The organism is Brevibacillus sp. 1238, from assembly GCF_029892995.1.
Taxonomy (GTDB): domain Bacteria; phylum Bacillota; class Bacilli; order Brevibacillales; family Brevibacillaceae; genus Brevibacillus; species Brevibacillus parabrevis.
The window spans coordinates 302089-320235 of record NZ_JARXWC010000002.1 but is presented as its reverse complement, the minus strand read 5'-3'; the positions used below and the strand labels follow the sequence as shown (position 1 = coordinate 320235).

Annotated in this window: 18 protein-coding genes; all 18 read right to left on the bottom strand. The window is 50.6% G+C overall.

The window, feature by feature from the left end; genetic code table 11:
* Positions 1-16: 16 nt before the first annotated feature.
* The 18 genes from spoVAC to xerD all read right to left on the bottom strand — a co-directional run bounded on the left by spoVAC (position 17) and on the right by xerD (position 18112).
* Positions 17-502, bottom strand: coding sequence for a stage V sporulation protein AC (spoVAC, locus tag M2298_RS05380; RefSeq protein WP_122963634.1), 486 nt, complete (start codon positions 500-502; stop codon positions 17-19).
* A 105-nt stretch (positions 503-607) separates the two neighbouring features.
* Positions 608-1027: a stage V sporulation protein AB gene (locus M2298_RS05375; RefSeq protein ID WP_122963635.1), complete on the bottom strand. Its 420-nt coding sequence runs from the start codon at positions 1025-1027 to the stop codon at positions 608-610.
* Positions 1024-1638 (bottom strand): stage V sporulation protein AA, encoded by a 615-nt coding sequence (locus M2298_RS05370; RefSeq protein WP_173598780.1) that lies wholly within the window; start codon positions 1636-1638, stop codon positions 1024-1026. Before M2298_RS05370 ends, M2298_RS05375 begins: the two co-directional genes overlap by 4 nt.
* A 178-nt stretch (positions 1639-1816) precedes the next feature.
* Positions 1817-2572 carry an RNA polymerase sporulation sigma factor SigF gene (gene sigF, locus M2298_RS05365; RefSeq protein ID WP_063226883.1) on the bottom strand — a complete coding sequence of 252 codons (756 nt, stop codon included), beginning with the start codon at positions 2570-2572 and terminating at the stop codon, positions 1817-1819.
* An 11-nt stretch (positions 2573-2583) separates the two neighbouring features.
* The gene (spoIIAB, locus tag M2298_RS05360; RefSeq protein ID WP_173598839.1) at positions 2584-3012 is read right to left on the bottom strand and encodes an anti-sigma F factor; all 429 of its coding nucleotides are present in this window, start codon (positions 3010-3012) and stop codon (positions 2584-2586) included.
* Positions 3013-3033: 21 nt separating this feature from the next.
* Entirely contained in the window at positions 3034-3384 is a 351-nt protein-coding gene (spoIIAA, locus tag M2298_RS05355; protein WP_063226881.1) for an anti-sigma F factor antagonist, read from the bottom strand.
* 149 nt (positions 3385-3533) lie between these two features.
* Positions 3534-4721 carry a D-alanyl-D-alanine carboxypeptidase family protein gene (locus M2298_RS05350; protein ID WP_122965883.1) on the bottom strand — a complete coding sequence of 396 codons (1188 nt, stop codon included), beginning with the start codon at positions 4719-4721 and terminating at the stop codon, positions 3534-3536.
* 99 nt (positions 4722-4820) lie between these two features.
* Positions 4821-6893 (bottom strand): methyl-accepting chemotaxis protein, encoded by a 2073-nt coding sequence (locus M2298_RS05345; RefSeq protein WP_122965882.1) that lies wholly within the window; start codon positions 6891-6893, stop codon positions 4821-4823.
* Positions 6894-7071: 178 nt separating this feature from the next.
* Positions 7072-8031, bottom strand: coding sequence for an ABC transporter ATP-binding protein (locus tag M2298_RS05340; protein WP_122965881.1), 960 nt, complete (start codon positions 8029-8031; stop codon positions 7072-7074).
* Positions 8032-8045: 14 nt separating this feature from the next.
* The gene (locus M2298_RS05335; RefSeq protein WP_063226877.1) at positions 8046-9041 is read right to left on the bottom strand and encodes an ABC transporter ATP-binding protein; all 996 of its coding nucleotides are present in this window, start codon (positions 9039-9041) and stop codon (positions 8046-8048) included.
* A 14-nt stretch (positions 9042-9055) separates the two neighbouring features.
* Positions 9056-9973 carry an ABC transporter permease gene (locus M2298_RS05330; RefSeq protein WP_122965880.1) on the bottom strand — a complete coding sequence of 306 codons (918 nt, stop codon included), beginning with the start codon at positions 9971-9973 and terminating at the stop codon, positions 9056-9058.
* Between the two features lie 7 nt (positions 9974-9980).
* Positions 9981-10913 (bottom strand): ABC transporter permease, encoded by a 933-nt coding sequence (locus M2298_RS05325; protein WP_063226875.1) that lies wholly within the window; start codon positions 10911-10913, stop codon positions 9981-9983.
* 245 nt (positions 10914-11158) lie between these two features.
* Complete coding sequence (locus tag M2298_RS05320; RefSeq protein ID WP_173599141.1) at positions 11159-12814, bottom strand: peptide ABC transporter substrate-binding protein; 1656 nt, start codon at positions 12812-12814, stop codon at positions 11159-11161.
* 112 nt (positions 12815-12926) lie between these two features.
* Positions 12927-13397 (bottom strand): Lrp/AsnC family transcriptional regulator, encoded by a 471-nt coding sequence (locus M2298_RS05315; RefSeq protein WP_063226874.1) that lies wholly within the window; start codon positions 13395-13397, stop codon positions 12927-12929.
* Between the two features lie 329 nt (positions 13398-13726).
* Entirely contained in the window at positions 13727-15034 is a 1308-nt protein-coding gene (locus M2298_RS05310) for a pyrimidine-nucleoside phosphorylase (RefSeq protein ID WP_173599142.1), read from the bottom strand.
* A gap of 24 nt (positions 15035-15058) precedes the next feature.
* Positions 15059-15868 (bottom strand): purine-nucleoside phosphorylase, encoded by an 810-nt coding sequence (locus tag M2298_RS05305; protein ID WP_122965878.1) that lies wholly within the window; start codon positions 15866-15868, stop codon positions 15059-15061.
* A gap of 59 nt (positions 15869-15927) precedes the next feature.
* The gene (deoB, locus tag M2298_RS05300) at positions 15928-17100 is read right to left on the bottom strand and encodes a phosphopentomutase (protein WP_122965877.1); all 1173 of its coding nucleotides are present in this window, start codon (positions 17098-17100) and stop codon (positions 15928-15930) included.
* Between the two features lie 124 nt (positions 17101-17224).
* Positions 17225-18112, bottom strand: coding sequence for a site-specific tyrosine recombinase XerD (gene xerD, locus M2298_RS05295; RefSeq protein ID WP_122965899.1), 888 nt, complete (start codon positions 18110-18112; stop codon positions 17225-17227).
* Positions 18113-18147: the final 35 nt, after the last annotated feature.

Sequence of the window (18147 nt, the reverse complement as noted above, 5' to 3'; positions counted from 1 at the left end):
AGCCAGCCCTCCCGTCTTAGAAAAACATGTTGATCAAGCTTTTTAAAATGCCTGCGACAAAGGCTGCCACTACCCCAAACACAATGACCGAGCCTGCCAGCTTGAACATGTTGCCGCCCACTCCGAGGACAAGTCCTTCGCTGCGATGCTCGATGGCAGCCGAAGCGATGGAGTTGGCAAACCCTGTTACCGGAACAGCCGAGCCTGCCCCGGCATACTGGCCGATGTTGTCATAGACGCCAAGCCCCGTCAGCAAAACCGATAAAAAGATCAGCGTGGCAACCGTCGGATTGCTCGCCGTCTTCTCTGTAAAGCCGAAGAAATGGATGTACATGTTTTGTACGGCCTGTCCGAGAAGGCAGATCGTACCTCCTACCCAAAACGCCCGCAACGAGTTCAGGAGGACATTACGCTTGGGCTGAAATTTGGAAGCCTGCTGTTGGTATAGCTGCTTCGTCATCTGCAACGATCCAGCCGGCTTCGATTTCGTTTTGGTTGCCATGCCCTTTCACTCCTTTGTGAGTCCATATTTCCTGCGAGGTAAGACGTCTCATACCTCTATCTTTCCTTTTTCAAACTTTGCCTATGAATAGCGGTATTTACCAATTCACAGATGCAACAGCCACTGCAAGAGCGATCCGGTCACTTTGCCAAACACGACTGCCATCAACAGAAACAACAGGCTGCCGTCCATGCTGAGCCGTTTTGCCAGGATCGGAAAGACGTTCAGCACTTCCGTCAGTCCAGCCGCCAATGTCCCGACGAAGATTCCCGCAAACAGGCCGTAAACAGCCGTAACCACATTCGGCCAATGAGCACCGAGATGAAAAAAGTCGATCAACGTAAAAAAAAGCGCCCCCATCACCAAGGCCCATTCGAAAGCGCGGATGTGACGGTGAGCATTGGTCAGTTGCGTCAGCCTCGGAATAATGTCCAGCACGGCGATGAAAGCGACAAGCCCGCTCCCGACCGCAAGCCCGCCCCCTAGTCCAATCAAGACCAGCAAACCGCATTCCCATACACTCATAGCTTCGTCCGCTGGTTTTCTTTATTCTCGTTTTGAATGTAGTATTGATCGAGACTTTGCTGGTACATGAACAGCTCCACTTCCAGGGGGCTTGGTTCTTCGTTGATTTTTTTCTGGAAAATGTGATTGAAAAACAGGATCATCCCCATGCCGATCCCGATGGAGTACGGGATTTGCAACCAGAGCGGCTGCTCGCTTCGCTCTCCTGTGATCAAATAAAAAATGCGTTCGTGCACCTCGCGCATGCTGACATCGGTGTGAAAGTTCATGATCGCAAGGCCAGAGCCGATAAACAAAAGCACCCAGACGAGAGCGACCAGGACCGGATTTGCTTTTTTGCGCGGATTCAACACTTCCACGATAATTTGCGGCGAGCCTTGAATTTCCAGCTCCACCTCCGGGTAGACGGAACGAACACGCTGGATCACTTGCATAATATCGATGACGATCAAATTTCCGTCTGTCGGCTTTACTTGATAAATCGGCATTCGCTTCAACGCTTCCTCGCGTTCCCCGTCCCAAAAAAGCTGGCAAATATCGCCCAAGGCAATCATCGCTTCCGGCTTGACGGCCAACCGCTTTCTCAGACGAAGAAACAGCGCGTCTTTCATGAAATCTCCTCCCTGCTACGAGCTACTCATTTATCCGGTAGTATGTACCCGCAGCCAAAACGCATACCCGAAAAGGTAGCGCTGAAAGAGCAAAGCACCGCACTGCCCGCATGAATACATGAAAAAACACCCAGGCGCGTTGGCTTGAGTGTTTTCGCACGTACATTCATTCATGCTATCAGTGTTCAATCTGATCCTTGATCGTTTGCAAAATGCGCTTTTCCAGACGCGAAACCTGGACTTGCGAGATTCCGAGCCGCTCTGCGACTTCGGATTGGGTCTGATCCTTGTAGTAGCGCAAGTACACAATGAGCTGCTCACGCTCGCTCAACCGACTGATCGCGTCTTTGAGCGCAATTTTTTCAAACCACTTGTTTACGCCCTCATCGGCGATCTGGTCGATCAGTGTAATCGGATCTCCGTCATTCTCAAAAACCGTCTCATGAATCGAGGAAGGCGCCCGATTCGCCTCCTGGGCAAACACGACTTCCTCCGGTGTGATCCCCACGGCTTCGGCTACCTCCGCGATCGTGGGTGCACGGCCAAATTGCTTGTACAGCTCATCCTTTGTTCGTCGTACCTTGTTCGCGGTCTCTTTGAGCGATCGACTTACCTTGACTGTCCCGTCATCACGCAAGAACCGTTGAATCTCTCCAATAATCATCGGCACCGCATACGTCGAAAAGCGCACGTCATAGGATAGGTCAAATTTATCTACGGCTTTCAAGAGGCCAATACACCCAATTTGAAACAAATCATCCGCTTCGTATCCACGGTTGATAAAACGCTGGACGACGGACCAGACCAGCCGGATATTGCTGTTCACAAGAAGCTCACGCGCATCGGTATCTCCAGCCTGGCTTTTGGCGATTAGCTCTTTCACTTGGTCATTGGTCAGAAATGGTTGACTCGCATTTTTGATATCGGCACCCATTGGCACTACCCCTAATTTTGCAAGGCTTTGGCAAACGACAGGCGTTTGGTCAAACGAACGGTTGTCCCTTTACCAACAGCCGTCGCGACTTCCAAAGAATCCATGAAATTCTCCATAATGGTAAAGCCCATACCCGAACGTTCCAGCTCAGGCTTGGTCGTATACAACGGCTGCATCGCCTGCTCCACATCCTCAATTCCTTTTCCGTTGTCTTCCACGACCAGATCAATGGCTCCCTCTTCGATCCGCACAGTAATATGTACGACCCCTTCCGGATTTTCGTCATAGCCGTGAATGATCGCATTGGTGACGGCTTCCGATACGACTGTCTTGATTTCCTCCAGCTCATCCATCGTGATATCGAGCTGCGAGATAAAGGAGGCGACAGCAATTCGTGCGAACGCCTCGTTTTGGCTCATTGCAGCAAATGATACGGACATAAAATTGCGCTGTACCTTCACTTACGCCACCCCCAGAACAAGCAGTGCATCTGCTTCATTTTCGCGGAACTTGATTACCTTGAACAGGCCAGACATTTCAAAGATCCGGTAAATGGTCGGGTTGATTGAGCACACGTACATTTCACCCGAACGGGCAGATATTTGCTTGTAGCGTCCCAAAATCACGCCGATACCGGAGCTGTCCATAAAGGCCAAATCAGCCAGGCTCAGCACGATATGACGAATGTTGGGGGTGCGCAAAAGTTCATCCACTTTGCTCCGCAGCTCTTCCGCTGTATGATGGTCCAGCTCTCCTTGCAGGCGGATCACCAGCACGTCTTGCCGGGTCTCCATCGCAATCCGCAAACTCATGGCTGACTCACTCCTTCTCCCTTGAATAAACCTCTCTTTCTGCTTCGGACAAACCAATTCCTGCCAGGCGACAAAAGAACAAAAAAATCGAGCAGCCGCGCCATCGCATTCGAGGCAACTCGATTCTTTTCGCGCTTTGTTGTCGTGTGTCAGTAGCTGATCAAAACACTCTTGGTTGTCCGCTTGAGAATCTCCCACATGTTTGCCTTATTCACTTGTTGCTCAGGCATCAGATCAATCCTGTTCACTTCGCGGCCGTCTTTTGTACGAATAAAAATGTGGCCGACGACCTGGTCTTTGGAAACCGGAGCGTTGACAGCAGGATTCATGACGATTTCTTTCGTGTACGTGTCCGCTGATTCTCCTTTTTTCATCAGCAAACTGACAGCGTGCGGCGTGACCACATTAATCTGTGGCACTTGCCCTTTGTCCACCGTGAGCGATTGAACCGCCTGGCCTTTTTTGTACATCGGCATCACCTGAAAATGGGTGAAAGCGTAATTGAACATGGTCGAAACTTCGTTGTTGCGCGTTTTGACATCCGGCTCGCCCATGACGACGGCAATGATCCGCATGTCGTTGCGCTTGGCCGTCGCGGTCAAACAATACTTGGCTTCGCCTGTATAGCCTGTTTTCAGGCCGTCTACGCCTTCGTAAAAGCGGACAAGCCGATTCGTATTGACCAGCCAGAAAGGACTTGCCGAATCCTTGCGCAAGTAATCCTGGTACGTGCCTGTAAACTTCGTGATCCCATCGTGCTTCAAAAGCTCGCGCGACATGATCGCGATATCGGCCGCAGAAGAGTAGTGATTTTCCGCAGGCAAGCCGTTGGAGTTGACAAAGTGCGTGTTTTTCATCCCTAGTTGTTTGGCCCGCTCGTTCATGCGGTTCACAAAGCCCTCTTCCGTGCCGCCAAGATGCTCAGCCATCGCTACCGAGGCGTCGTTTCCGGAAGCGATCGCAATTCCTTTGATCATGTCTTCCACGGTCATTTCTTCGCCCGGTTGCAAAAAGATTTGCGATCCCCCCATCGAAGCCGCCCGTTCGCTGGCCCTGACCTTATCTGTAAATTTAAGCTCTCCCCGCTCCACCGCCTCCATAATCAAGAGCATCGTCATCACCTTGGTGATGCTGGCGGGTGGCATTTTTTCATTCGCATTTTTTTCGTACAAAACCGTTCCTGTATCTGCTTCGATCATAATGGCAGACGAGGCATGCGGGGCAAAATTCATCTCCCCTTGTTGCGGAGCCGCTTTTTCTTTTGCCAAAGCACCCATCGGAGAAAAGATGGTTACAAGCATGATGAAGCAAGAAGCCAAGTATCCTATCCGTTTCATAGCAGTCTCTTCCCTCCATTCATGGTTTTATTCTCACCCAGGGGGAAGGAAAATATTCACAAGAAAAAACCCTTCCACATTTCGCAGAAGGGTTTCGTTTTAGATCACAAACCGGCTGACGTTCTCGGTCAAGTCGTCTGCCATCTTTTTCAGTTGTTCCACATTTTCATTGATGCGTGCAATCGAATTGAGCTGCTCATCGACCGTCTCGACGACGCCTGAGATCGAATCGCTGATCTCATCCGACATGCTTGCCAGACGTTGCATCGAGTTGGTGACCACCTGATTGCCCGCAGCCATTTCCTCAGATGTCGCCGTCATCGATTCGCTCTGCTCGGCAGCCGATTGAATCTCGGCTACGATGTTTTGGAAGGTCGTACCCACAGACTCGACAGACTTCAGTCCGCCGCCGACCATGGTGACGATTTCGTCCATGTGCTTGCTCATGTCCATCGCTTCGTCGTTAATCGAATGGGCAATCGCCGCAATCCGCTCGGAGAAAGAACTGCTCTCCTCGGCCAGCTTGCGCACTTCGCTCGCTACGACAGAGAAGCCGCGTCCGGCATCGCCAGCGCGTGCAGCTTCAATCGCCGCGTTCAACGCCAGCAAATTGGTCTGCGATGCGATACTCGTAATCATTTCGACAATGCTGGTAATCTCGCGCGCACGCTCGCGCAAACTGTGCATCTGCGTAGCGGTACGCTCTACCTCGTCTGTCGCCTTGCGAACGGTATCGATTACGTTTTCCACCAGCTGCATACCGCCCTGGGCACGCTCAAACGTCCGTGTCGTCGCAATAGACGTCGACTCCGCTGCAATCGCTACCTGCTCAACCCCTTGCGAAATCTCGGAGACGGTCGTTGCCGTCGCCTGCACTTCGTTGGTTTGAGTGGACACGCGCTGCGCGATCGTCGAGATGTTATCCGTAATGACGCTGATTGCCCCTTTGTTGTCCTGGGCAAACTGCGTCAGTTCGTCAGTCGCCACGTTCAACTGGGTTGCTTGTCCTTGTACAAGCGCAATCAGCTTGCGCAACTCGGCAGCCATCTCATTCATTTTGCGGCCGACCATCGCCAGCTCGTCATTGCCGTTTACTTTGACATGAACATCGAAGTGACCGGAGCCGATGCGATCCATGTCTCTTGCAATCGCAAACAGCGAGAGGCGAATCCGCTTGGCGAACCACCAGATTGCCCATACAGACAAGCCGATAATCGGCAGGCTGAACAGGACAAAGTACAGCCACATTCCGTTTACTTCCCCGTATACTTCATCGCTGCCTGTCGACAGGACGATATTCCACTTCAACAGTTGAATCGGTGCAAAAGCTGCAAAGGAGCCTTTGCCGTGATCGGAATACAACAAGCTGTTGCTTGTATCGTGCTTCATCAGTTCGAGCATTTCTGCGTAGTCTGCTTGTCCCGCCAAAACAAGCTTGTTGTTGTTTTGCGGGTTTTGGTGCGCCACAACCAGACCATCCTGGCGAACAACAAAAGCGTAGCCATTTTGCATGAAGGAGATTTCAGGGATTTTCTGGATCATTTGATCGATCGTGAATCCGACAATAAACAAGCGGCTCTTGTCGCTGTTTTTCTCTCCTACAGGTGTCGCAATATAAAGAAAACTTTTATTAATGCCTTCAGCGATTTCCTCGTCAGAAATGACCGTTTTCCCGGTACTCATGACCCTTTGGAAATACTGCTTTTGCTTGAAGTCGATTTCGTTTTTCCCGGTCAACGAGTAGAGCGATTTCCCGGTATTGCTGTCTACTAAGTAAATTTTGGAGATTTCCTTATGGGATTGACGCATGAGCGTGAACTGCTCCATGATCAGCGGCTCCAGCTCTGTCATCATCACGCGCTTGGATGCTGTCGATTCGCTCGTTTTGACGATCGTCTGTATCCAGTCTTCCATGCTGGCTGCGTGCTGCTCTGCCAACATTTTTGCTTGCTTGGATGTAATGGAGAACAAAGTTGATTTGGAGAAAGAAAGCGCTATGTATTGCAAAGAACCAATAATGATAAGTACAAGAATCAGGCCAAAGACTATCATCTTTGTTGCCAGGGAGCCGCGCAGTTTTTCCGTTGCGAGCAGGCTCTTGATGTTTACTTTACCTGAAAGCGAGAATCCAGCCCCTTTCTTTTTCCATTTCGGCGACAAAAATCGGCTCATGATGCTGCCCCCTTTTCATACCCTACATTTTACCAGTAATGGTGTTGAAAAAAAATACCCCTGAGAAAGCTATCAAGGGTACTTATACCCCGTTTTCCAAGTGGTAAAACCTCCATTTATGAAAGGGAAGCGAGTCCCGGTCAGACTCAACCGAGAGCTCGCTTTCTTCATGAAAGGACTAGTTGTACAAATGACAAGCAGCGAAGTGTCCTGGCTCGACTTCCTTCCATACTGGCACAGAAGCAGCGCATTCCGGCATTGCTTTCGGGCAACGCGTGCGGAAATGGCAACCGCTTGGCGGGTTCATTGGGCTTGGCACGTCGCCTTGCAGGACGATGCGCTCACGGTTGCGCTCGATCTCTGGGTCTGGAATCGGAATTGCAGACAGCAGAGCTTGCGTATACGGATGAAGCGGCTTTTCATACAAAGCATCACTTTCAGCCAATTCAACCATTTTACCCAGGTACATAACGGCTACACGGTCCGAAATGTATTTTACCATCGACAGGTCATGGGCGATGAACATGTATGTCAGGCCCATTTTTTCCTGAAGCTGCTCAAGCAAGTTGACAACCTGCGCCTGAACGGATACGTCCAGCGCGGAAATCGGCTCGTCACAAACGATGAATTTCGGTTCTACCGCCAGCGCACGGGCAATCCCGATCCGCTGACGCTGACCACCGGAAAATTCATGTGGAAAACGGTTCATATGCTCAGGGTTCAAGCTAACCAAAGAGAGCAGCTCTTGGATGCGCTCTTTGCGCTTTTGCCCGGATGCCAGATTGTGAATGTCCAGCGCTTCGCCGATGATGTCTCCAACCGTCATACGCGGGTTCAAGGAAGCGTACGGGTCTTGGAAAATCATTTGCATGTTTCGGCGCATCGCCTTCATTTCCTGATGATTCAAATTCATGATGCTTTTGCCTTCAAAGAGGACGTCCCCGCCAGTCGCGTCATATAGACGCAAAATCGTACGACCCGCGGTGGACTTCCCACAGCCTGATTCTCCTACAACGCCGAGAGTTTCTCCCCGTTTAATTTCAAACGAGATATCATTCACAGCTTTCAGAGTATTATCTCCAATGGAAAAGAACTTTTTCAAGTTGCGTACTTCAATGAGTGTATCGCGGTTATCCACTGTTTACCCTCCTCCTACGATCCTGCGTGGTTCTGAGCGAGCGGATGCTGCAACCAGCAAGCTGCTCGTTGGGTCGTGCTGATTTCGTTCAACTCAGGATCGATCTCCTGGCAAACACGCATAGCCGATTCGCAGCGAGCGGTAAAACCACAGCCCACTGGCGGACGCAGAAGATCCGGTGGAGTTCCGAAAATCGGCGTCAGCGGCTCGTCGCGGTTCAAGTCCAGGCGCGGTACAGAGCGCAGCAGACCTTTTGTATACGGGTGTTGCGGATTGTAGAAAATGTCATCTACCGTTCCGGTTTCAATCACTTTCCCCGCATACATAACGATAACGCGGTCACACATCTCGGCAACGACACCCAAGTCATGTGTAATGAGGATAATGGAGGTACCCGTTTTCTTTTGGAGATCTTTCATCAAATCCAAAATCTGAGCCTGAATAGTTACATCCAAAGCTGTTGTCGGCTCATCTGCTATCAACAGCTTGGGCGAACAGGCGAGGGAAATAGCGATCATCGCCCGTTGGCGCATACCGCCGGAAAACTCGTGTGGATATTGCTCCACACGTTTTTCCGGTTGCGGAATGCCAACCATGGTCAACAGTTCAATCGCACGATCACGAGCAGCTGCGCGGCTCATGTTTTGGTGCTTGATCAAACCTTCTGTGATTTGGTTCCCGATGGTCATCGTTGGGTTCAACGATGTCATCGGGTCTTGGAAGATCATCCCGATATCTTTCCCGCGGATGGATTCCATTTCTTTATTGGACTTTTTGACGATATTCTCTCCATTGAAGAGGATTTCGCCTTTTTTAATATCGCCTGGCGGCATCGGGATCAGCTTCATGAGGGTTTGAGCGGTTACGGATTTACCGCAACCGGACTCCCCTACAATCGCTACTGCTTCCCCGCGATTTACGTGAAAATTAACGCCTCGTACTGCTTTCACTTCACCTGCATACGTATGGAAGGAAACATGCAGGTCTTTTACTTCGAGAATGCGTTCCATAACGATGATCCCTCCTATTTACGCAGGCGTGGGTCTACTGCATCGCGCAGACCGTCACCAAACAAGTTGAATGCCAAGATGGTCACGGAGATGAAAATGGCCGGGAACATCAGACGCCACGGATAGTACTTCATGGCAGGCAAGCCTTCAGAGGACATGGTTCCCCACGACGCAACCGGCGCCGCTACCCCCAGACCGATAAAGGACAGGAAGGACTCTGCGAAAATCGCAGAAGGTACAGTCAAGCTCAGTGTAACGATGATTGGACCCAAAGCGTTTGGAATCAAGTGTTTGAAGATCAGGCGACCGCTGTCAGCACCAAGGGAGCGAGCTGCCAGGACGAACTCCTGTGATTTGAGCTGCAAAATCTGCCCGCGCACAATCCGGGCCATCCCAATCCACCCCGTTATCGTCAAGGCGATAATAATCGTTCCGACCCCCGGGGATAAGACGACCATCAGCAAAATAACAACGAGCAAGTAAGGAATAGCGAACAAAATATCAGCGAAACGCATCATCAATTCATCTACTTTTCCGCCGTAGAAACCAGCGATACCGCCCCAGATTACACCAATGATCAAGTCGATGAAGGCAGCAGCAAGACCAACCTCCAAGGAAATACGAGCACCATACCAGATACGGACAAACATGTCGCGACCGAGGTCATCGGTACCAAACCAGTGTTCAGCAGACGGCTTTTTGTTTTTGCCCGCCAGGTCTGTAGTGAAATAGTCATTGGAAGACACCATCGGGATGACGATTGCACATACCATCAGTGCAACGATAAAAATCAGGGAAGCCATAGCAACTTTATTCATTTTCAAGCGACGCCATACATCCGCCCAGAAAGAAAGGCTAGGACGCTTGATCGCTTCAGCTTGACGAAGATCGACTGAAACCGGTTGAAAATGCTCTTTAGTCAATTGCTGCATGTTCACATTACTCCTTTCCTGCGTCTGCCAGTTTAATTCGTGGGTCTACCAAGGTATACGCCATGTCTACGATCAGAATCATCACAACGAGGATGATGGAGTAGAAGACCGTTGTCCCCATGATAACCGTGTAGTCACGGTTAGTGATAGACAGTACGAACTCACGACCCAGACCAGGAACACCAAAGATACGCTCGATAACGAATGCACCAGTCAAGATGTTGGCAATCAGTGGACCGAGGTAAGTAATAACAGGCAGCAAGGCGTTACGAATAGCGTGCTTCACTGTGATAGTGAAAGTGTGAAGACCTTTCGCTTTTGCCGTTTTGATGTAGTCTTGTCCAAGAACTTCAATCATATTGGAACGCGTCAAGCGGGCGATAAAGGCCATTGGCGACGCGGCGAGTGCGAGAGATGGCAAAATCGTGTACTCGAAACCTTCCCATTTTGCGATAGGCAGAAGGCCCCATTGAATCGCGAAGAAATACTGATAAAATGATGCCAAGATGAATCCTGGAACGGATAGCCCCAAAACCGCTATCACCATGGCGGAGTAGTCTTGCCACTTGTTATGCTTCAGTGCGGCAATTACCCCAAGGATGATACCCCCGAAGATTGCAAGAAGCAGTGCTTGTGCGCCCAAGTGAGCAGATACAGGGAAACCACGATTGATCATTTCGTTTACAGTAGAAGATTTTTCTGTGAACGATGGGCCAAGATCCCAAGTAACGACACCCTTCAAATATTCGAGATATTGCTCATGCATTGGCAAATTGAGTTTGTATTTAGCCTCAAGAGCTGCTTTGATCTCATCCGGAACGTTTTTCTCTGATGTAAATGGTCCACCCGGTACCGCTTTCATAATGAAGAAGGTGGCCGTTACAATCAGGAAGAGCGAGATGAGCATGAAGATGATGCGCTTACCAAGATAACGGATCAACTAACTTACCCCCTTGACAGATTTTGAATGCTTTCACGTCCCATCTTTACACTGCGGACGTTACCGACACAGTGCAAAAATCGGCTGTGTAAATAACCCAAATGATCTCTTGCGTTGAAGCTTCTCTCTCTATTTTTTCTTCGCTGACTTTTTTGCCAGCTGGTATTTATGGGAAGGGACTGCATAGCAGAAGGTATATGGGTTTCCATATACCCTCTGCCGCAATACCCGATCCTTCAGTTAGGTTACTCTACAGTCGCCCATTTCCAGTCAACGTCACCCAGACCGCCAATGACGATGCCTTTGACGTTTTCTTTTGCCACCCAAGAGTTGGTATAGAAGTAAATTGGCATGATTGGCATTTCATCCATCAGGATTTGCTCAGCATCTGCGAGAATTTTCTTACGCTTCTCCGGATCAGCCTCCAGAGCGGATTGGTTCAGGAGTTCCTTGAACTTCGGATTTTCCCAACGAGTATCGTTGTTTCCACCCATTTTGTCCTTGTACAGCTCCAGGAAGTTGATTGGGTCGTTGAAGTCACCCAGCCAGCCCATGCGGCCCACTTGGAAGTTACCCGCATGCATGTCTTCCAAGTATACTTTCCACTCTTTGTTCTCCAGCTTCACGTCCACGCCAAGGTTTTTCTTCCATTGGTCTTGGATCGCTTCGGCAATCTTCTTGTGGCCTTCAGAGGTGTTGTACGACAGGGTGATCGGCGGCAGCTTGGTCAGACCTTTTTCTTTCAGGCCCTCTTCCAAGAGCTTTTTCGCTGTCTCCAGATCGTTGTCCTTGAAGTAGCCATTCGGATTGAGAACCATGGATGGCGGTACTGCGCCTGTAGCCGGGATTTGTCCCGTTTGCAGAATATTGTCAATCAGGGCTTGGCGATTAACCGCGTAAGCGAATGCTTTCCGAATCTTCACATTATCGAACGGAGGCTTTTCTACGTTGAATTTGTACCAGTACGTGCCCGCGATTGGCTGGGTAGTGATTTTACCCTGCTCTTTCAAGGCCGGAATCGCGTCTGTCGGCAGCGCACTCATCGGTGCACCAGCCCAATCCAACTCGCCGTTTTCGAACATGGACAATTCTGTGTTCTCGTCTTCTACCATGGAGAACTCGATGCGATCAAGCTTTACGGTATCCTTGTCCCAATAGTTGTCGTTTTTCACGAGCACCAGCTTGCTCTTGTGCTCCCAGGATTCCATTTTGAACGGGCCGTTGCCCACATGTGTTTTCGCTTCGCCAGCCCACTTCGCATTGGCAGAAATCACTTTTTCGTTAACCGGGAAGTAGGTTGGGAATGCAGTCAGCTCCAGGAAGAATGGAGTTGGATTTTCAAGTTTTACTTCCAGCGTCTTGTCATCCAGTGCCTTCACACCAATATCGTCAAGCTTTGCTTCTTTTTTGTTCGCTTTTTCACCGTTCTTTACATAGTAGAGCTGATATGCGTAGTTGGCTCCGGTTGCCGGATCCAGCGCCCGCTTCCAGGCGTATTCGAAGTCTTTCGCTGTTACAGGCTCTCCATTGCTCCATTTTGCATCGCGAATGGTAAACTTGTAAGTCAGCATGTCCTCGGAAACTTCCACTTTTTCAGCAGCAGCCATTTGCGGCTTTCCGTCTTGACCGATGCGGGTGAGACCGTCAAAGGTAGCGCGGATAATTGCTGCGGAAGTTGTGTCCTCGGAGAGACCAGGGTCAGCCGTAGGTGGCTCAGAGTGCAGGTTCAATTTCAGAACTTGTGGTTTTTTCTCTGCCTCTGGTGTTGCCGCAGGCTGCTGGGTAGTTGTATTGTTCGCTGGTTGAGCTGGAGTCGAAGCCTGTTGGCCGCCACCGCAACCTGCCAATGCCGTACCCAATACCGCAATCGAGCTTACAAGTGCAAACACATTCTTTTTCAACGCAATAACCCCCCGTACGTTTTCTTTTTTGTCTTTTTTCAGAAAATAAAGGACGAAAAAAACGAACATGTTCCGAAGCTTCCTGACTTCGGCTAGAAGGCATCAACCCCTTTCATTGCAGGGTCACTTCGTCATCCGGAACGAAAGAGAAAGAATCTTTGTACTGCTTCAGCTCCAGTGAAACATCGGCAGCGGCAATTCCTTCAATTTGAGAGAGTCGTTCGTTAACGAAAGTGATCAGCTCGTCATTGCTATGGAAACACGCTTGGATGATCAAGTCGTGCTTACCGCTAAAGGCACCCACAAACCGGACGGCAGAGAATTTGCTCAATTCTTCTGCCACACTTTTCTGTAAACCTAGCTTTGTGGTTAACCCGATGATCGCTTGTACTTTCAAGCCAAGCTTCGCCGGGTCGGGGTGAATAACGAATTGAAAGACTCCATCTTGTAACAGACGGGTAATGCGCGATCGAATGGTTCCCTCGCTCACGCCAAGTTGATGCGCGATTTCTGTATACGGGATTCGTCCGTCTTCCTGGAGGATTTGCAGAATCTGCTTGTCAACATGGTCCAGCTTTTTCATAAATACGTTTTTCCGGGAACCTCCATCCTATTTTTACGAAATTCGAAAAAAACTTTAATAATTTGTCTGTTACATTAAAAGTAATCTGAAATGATAGCGGTGTCAACGAAATTTGACAAGTAGAATTATAAAACATTATAAAGTGAAGCCGAACAGTAAAAAATTTTTTATATTATCAAACAAGCACTTCCTCTTACATATTGAAAAGGAAAATGACAATTTAATCAACTATATTTTCTCGAAAAACTGTATTTTTAAGCAAGAAAGGAGTGCGTACCCCGCTTGAGGCACACTCCTTTCTTTGTTGATCTTTCAAACATCCGCCTGCTTTACGCTTCGATGATTTTATAAATCAGCGGCTGCTCAAGCGGGATTTTTGTCGAAATCGCGAAGGCATTGCCCAATTCTTCCAGGGCGCTTTGCAAAAGTTTCTCGTCATTTGCATGAACGGTAACAAGAACCTCTCCGGCACGCACCTGATCCCCGCGCTTTTTGTGCAGGACGAAGCCCACTGCCAGATCAATCGGCATTTCCTTGGTCAAACGGCCTGCGCCAAGCACGACAGAAGCATGGCCTACCGCTTCGGCGTCAATCGCCTCGACATAGCCGTCCTCAGACGCGACAACCTCATGGATGATCTTCGCTTGCGGCAAACGGGACAGGTCATACACGTCCTGCTTGTCGCCGCCTTGCGCTTCCACCATGTCAGCCAGCTTGTCGACAGCCTTGCCAGTCGCCATCAAGTCCTCAAGCTTCGCACGTCCTTCTTCGACGGTTGCAACGAGTCCGCCCAATACGAGCATGCGGGAGCCGATCGAAAGCACCAGCTCAGTCAAGTCTTTTGGACCTCTGCCAGCCAATGTTTCTACTGCTTCCTTCACTTCCAGCGCATTCCCCACGGCAAAGCCCAGCGGCTGGTTCATGTCGCTGATGACCGCCACTGTTTTGCGTCCTACCTGGGTGCCGATCGCTACCATCGCTTTCGCCAACGTTTCGGCTTCCTCCAGGTTTTTCATGAAGGCTCCCTTGCCTACCTTCACGTCGAGCAGGATCGCATCAGCACCCGCTGCGATCTTTTTGGACATGATAGAGCTGGCGATCAGGGGAACGGTGTCTACTGTGCCCGTCACATCGCGCAAGGCGTACAGCTTTTTGTCTGCCGGAGTCAGGTTGCCGGACTGCCCGATGACGGACACGCCAATATCGCGCACCTGCTGCAAAAACTGCTCGCGCGTGCGCTCTACCTGAAAGCCGCTGAAGGACTCCAGCTTGTCGATCGTTCCGCCTGAATAGCCCAAGCCGCGTCCGGACATTTTGGCCACAGGAATCCCTGCTGCCGCCACCAGAGGCGCGACGACAAGTGTGGTCTTGTCGCCTACTCCGCCTGTGCTGTGCTTGTCTACCTTGATTCCTGAAAGCGAGGACAGGTCGAGCTGTTCGCCCGATCCCGCCATGGCAAGTGTCAAGTCGCCTGTCTCGCGCGCAGTCATGCCCTTGAGCAACACAGCCATTGCCCATGCGGACATCTGGTAGTCAGGGATGCTTCCGTCTGTATATCCGTCCACGAGAAACTGAATTTCCTCAGTCGTCAGCTCGCCGCCATCCCGCTTTTTGATGATGATATCGACCATGCGCATAGGTGGTCCCTCCGTTTCTGTGTCTTACAGCTTCGCTACAATCCCGTTGACCAGCGCCAGGAACTGCGCTTTAACCTTTTCGGTTGTCTCCATTACTTCATCGTGGGAAAGCGGCTGTTCGAGAATGCCCGCTGCCATGTTGCTGATGCAAGAAATGCCCAGCACGTTTACTTTCATATGACGCGCCACAATCACTTCAGGAACGGTGGACATGCCCACGGCATCCCCGCCCAATTGACGCAGCATGCGGATCTCTGCCGGAGTTTCGTAGCTAGGACCAAGCAGACCTACGTATACGCCTTCGCGCAGGTTGATGCCTTGTTCGGACGCAACTTGGCGAGCCAATTGGCGCAGTTCTTTGGAGTACGCTTCGGACATGTCCGGGAAACGCGCGCCCAGCTCGTCGTCGTTTGGCCCGATCAACGGGTTGCGGAAAGTCATGTTGAGGTGGTCAGAAATCAGCATCAGATCGCCTGGATCGTAGCCTTCGTTAATGCCGCCCGCTGCGTTGGTTACGATAATCGTTTCCACGCCGAGAAGCTTCATCACGCGGATCGGGAACACAACTGCGTCCAGTCCGTGGCCTTCATAGAAGTGAAAACGCCCTTGCATCGCTACGACTTGCTTGCCTTGCAGCTTCCCGATCACGAGCTGTCCTTTGTGTCCCACTACAGTGGAAACGGTGAAGCCAGGAATTTCATGGTATGGAATGACGACCGGATTTTCGATTTCGTCCGCCAAAACGCCAAGACCCGATCCCAGTACAAGGCCGATTGTCGGTTTTTCCGAAAGTTTTGGTTCGATAAACGCTACTGCTTCATGCAAGTTTGCCATGTTTGAACACTCCTCTTTATTTTGTTTCTTCTATATAAATGTTTATAATTACTTAACCTTTATACACGATTCAGGAAGCTTTTTCCGATTGCCGGAGCAGCTACGCCAAAATTGTCTGCAATCGTTGCGCCCAAGTCAGCGAATGTTTCGCGAATGCCGAGGTTCTCGCCGTTCGCAATTCCTTTGTGATAGACGATCAGCGGAACGTATTCGCGCGTATGGTCGGTTCCGTGGTGCACCGGATCGTTGCCGTGGTCTGCCGTAATGACGAGCAAATCGTTTTCTTGCATCGCAGCCAAAATCTCCGGGATGCGCGCATCGAACTCCATCAACGCCTGACCGTACCCTTCCGGATCACGGCGATGACCGAACTTCGCGTCAAAGTCCACGAGATTCACAAAGGACAGACCTGTAAAAGACTGCTTCATCGTACCGAGCAATTGGTCGACGCCGTCCATGTTGTCTTTGGTGCGGATCGATTGGGTGATTCCTTCCTCGGCGTAAATGTCGCTGATTTTTCCAATCGCAATCGAAGTCAGCCCGGCATCCTGCAAACGGTTCATGACGGTCGCTTCGAATGGTTTTACGGAATAGTCGTGACGGTTGGAGGTACGCGCGAAGTTGCCCGGCTCGCCGACAAACGGTCTGGCAATCACGCGGGTAACGGCAAATTCATCGCGCAAAGTCAGCTCACGCGCAATTTGGCAAATGCGGTACAGCTCGTCCAATGGCACAACTTCTTCATGAGCCGCCACCTGGAAAACGCTATCAGCGGAAGTGTACACAATGACAGCACCTGTCTTCATGTGCTCTTCGCCAAGTTCGTCGAGAATATCTGTGCCGGAAGCTACTTTGTTGCCCAGCACTTTGCGTCCGATGCGCTGCTCAAATTCTGTGATCAGTTCAGCGGGAAAACCGTCCGGGTACGTATTGAACGGCGTAGACACATGCAGGCCCATGATCTCCCAATGGCCTGTCGTCGTATCTTTTCCCATGGAGATTTCCTGCATTTTTCCGTAGTGAGCCGCAGGAGCTTCTGCCGCAGGCACTCCTTTTAGCGGCGCAATGTTGCCGAGACCGAGCTTTTGCAGGTTCGGCAAGGAAAAGCCGGCGACGCGCTCCGCAATGTGACCAAGCGTATGCGCTCCCTCGTCCCGGAATTTCGGAGCATCCGGCTGTTCGCCAATCCCTACGCTATCCATAACGATTAAAAATACGCGAGAATACCGCAATGTTAACGCCTCCAGTTCAAAAAAGGAATAGTGTTCCAAAACAGGTCGTCAGACGTCTGACCTGATGGAGATAAGTTTGCTCCGCCTCAGACTCGGGCGGAGTCATCTGTTTGCCGCATCCGCCTTACGCTCTTGGATGCGTTTTGGCATAAATGTCCTTGATTCTCGTTCGGGTCACATGCGTGTATATTTGCGTCGTGGAAATATCCGCGTGCCCGAGCATCTCCTGCACCGAACGCAGGTCTGCTCCGTTTTCCAGCAGGTGCGTCGCAAAGGAATGGCGCAATGTATGTGGCGTAATCTCTGCCCGGATGTTGGCTTTCAAGGCATAGCGCTTGATGATTTTCCAAAATCCTTGGCGTGTGATCTGTTTGCCCAAATGATTGAGGAACAGCGCGGAGTCGCCGCTTCCCTTCACCAATTTGGGACGTCCGGCCTGCAAGTAGTGGCGGACCATTTGAATCGCAACAGAGCCAAGCGGAATAATCCGTTCCTTGGACCCTTTTCCCATACATTTGACAAAGCCCATGTCCAGATTGACGTCCGCTTTATCCAGATTGACCAGCTCGGAAACGCGAATGCCTGTCGCATACAACAGCTCAAGCATGGCTTTATCCCGCAGTCCGGCAGGATGATTGACAGGAGGACTGTCCAAAAGGCGCTCCACTTCGTCAACCGAGAGCACTTTTGGCAAGCGCTTCTCGATTTTGGGCGTCTCCAGATGGATCGAAGGGTCTTTGTCAATGAGTTTGTCCCGAACGAGAAACTGGTAAAAAGCACGGATCGATGCCATGTTGCGCGACAGCGTTGCCGTTGCCCGTCCTTTTTCCCGCAAGACGAGCAAATAGCCAATGATATGTGTCCGCGCCGATTCCTCGATACGGGTTACGCCCTGCTCGTTCAGATACGAGGTGTAGGCCACCATGTCGCGCTGATACGATTCCAGGGTATTGCGCGCTAACCCTTTTTCCACAGAAAGGAAGTGGATAAATTGATCAATCAGACTGTCCATGAAGCTGTCCCCTTCAAGGTGATAAGTATCCAGTA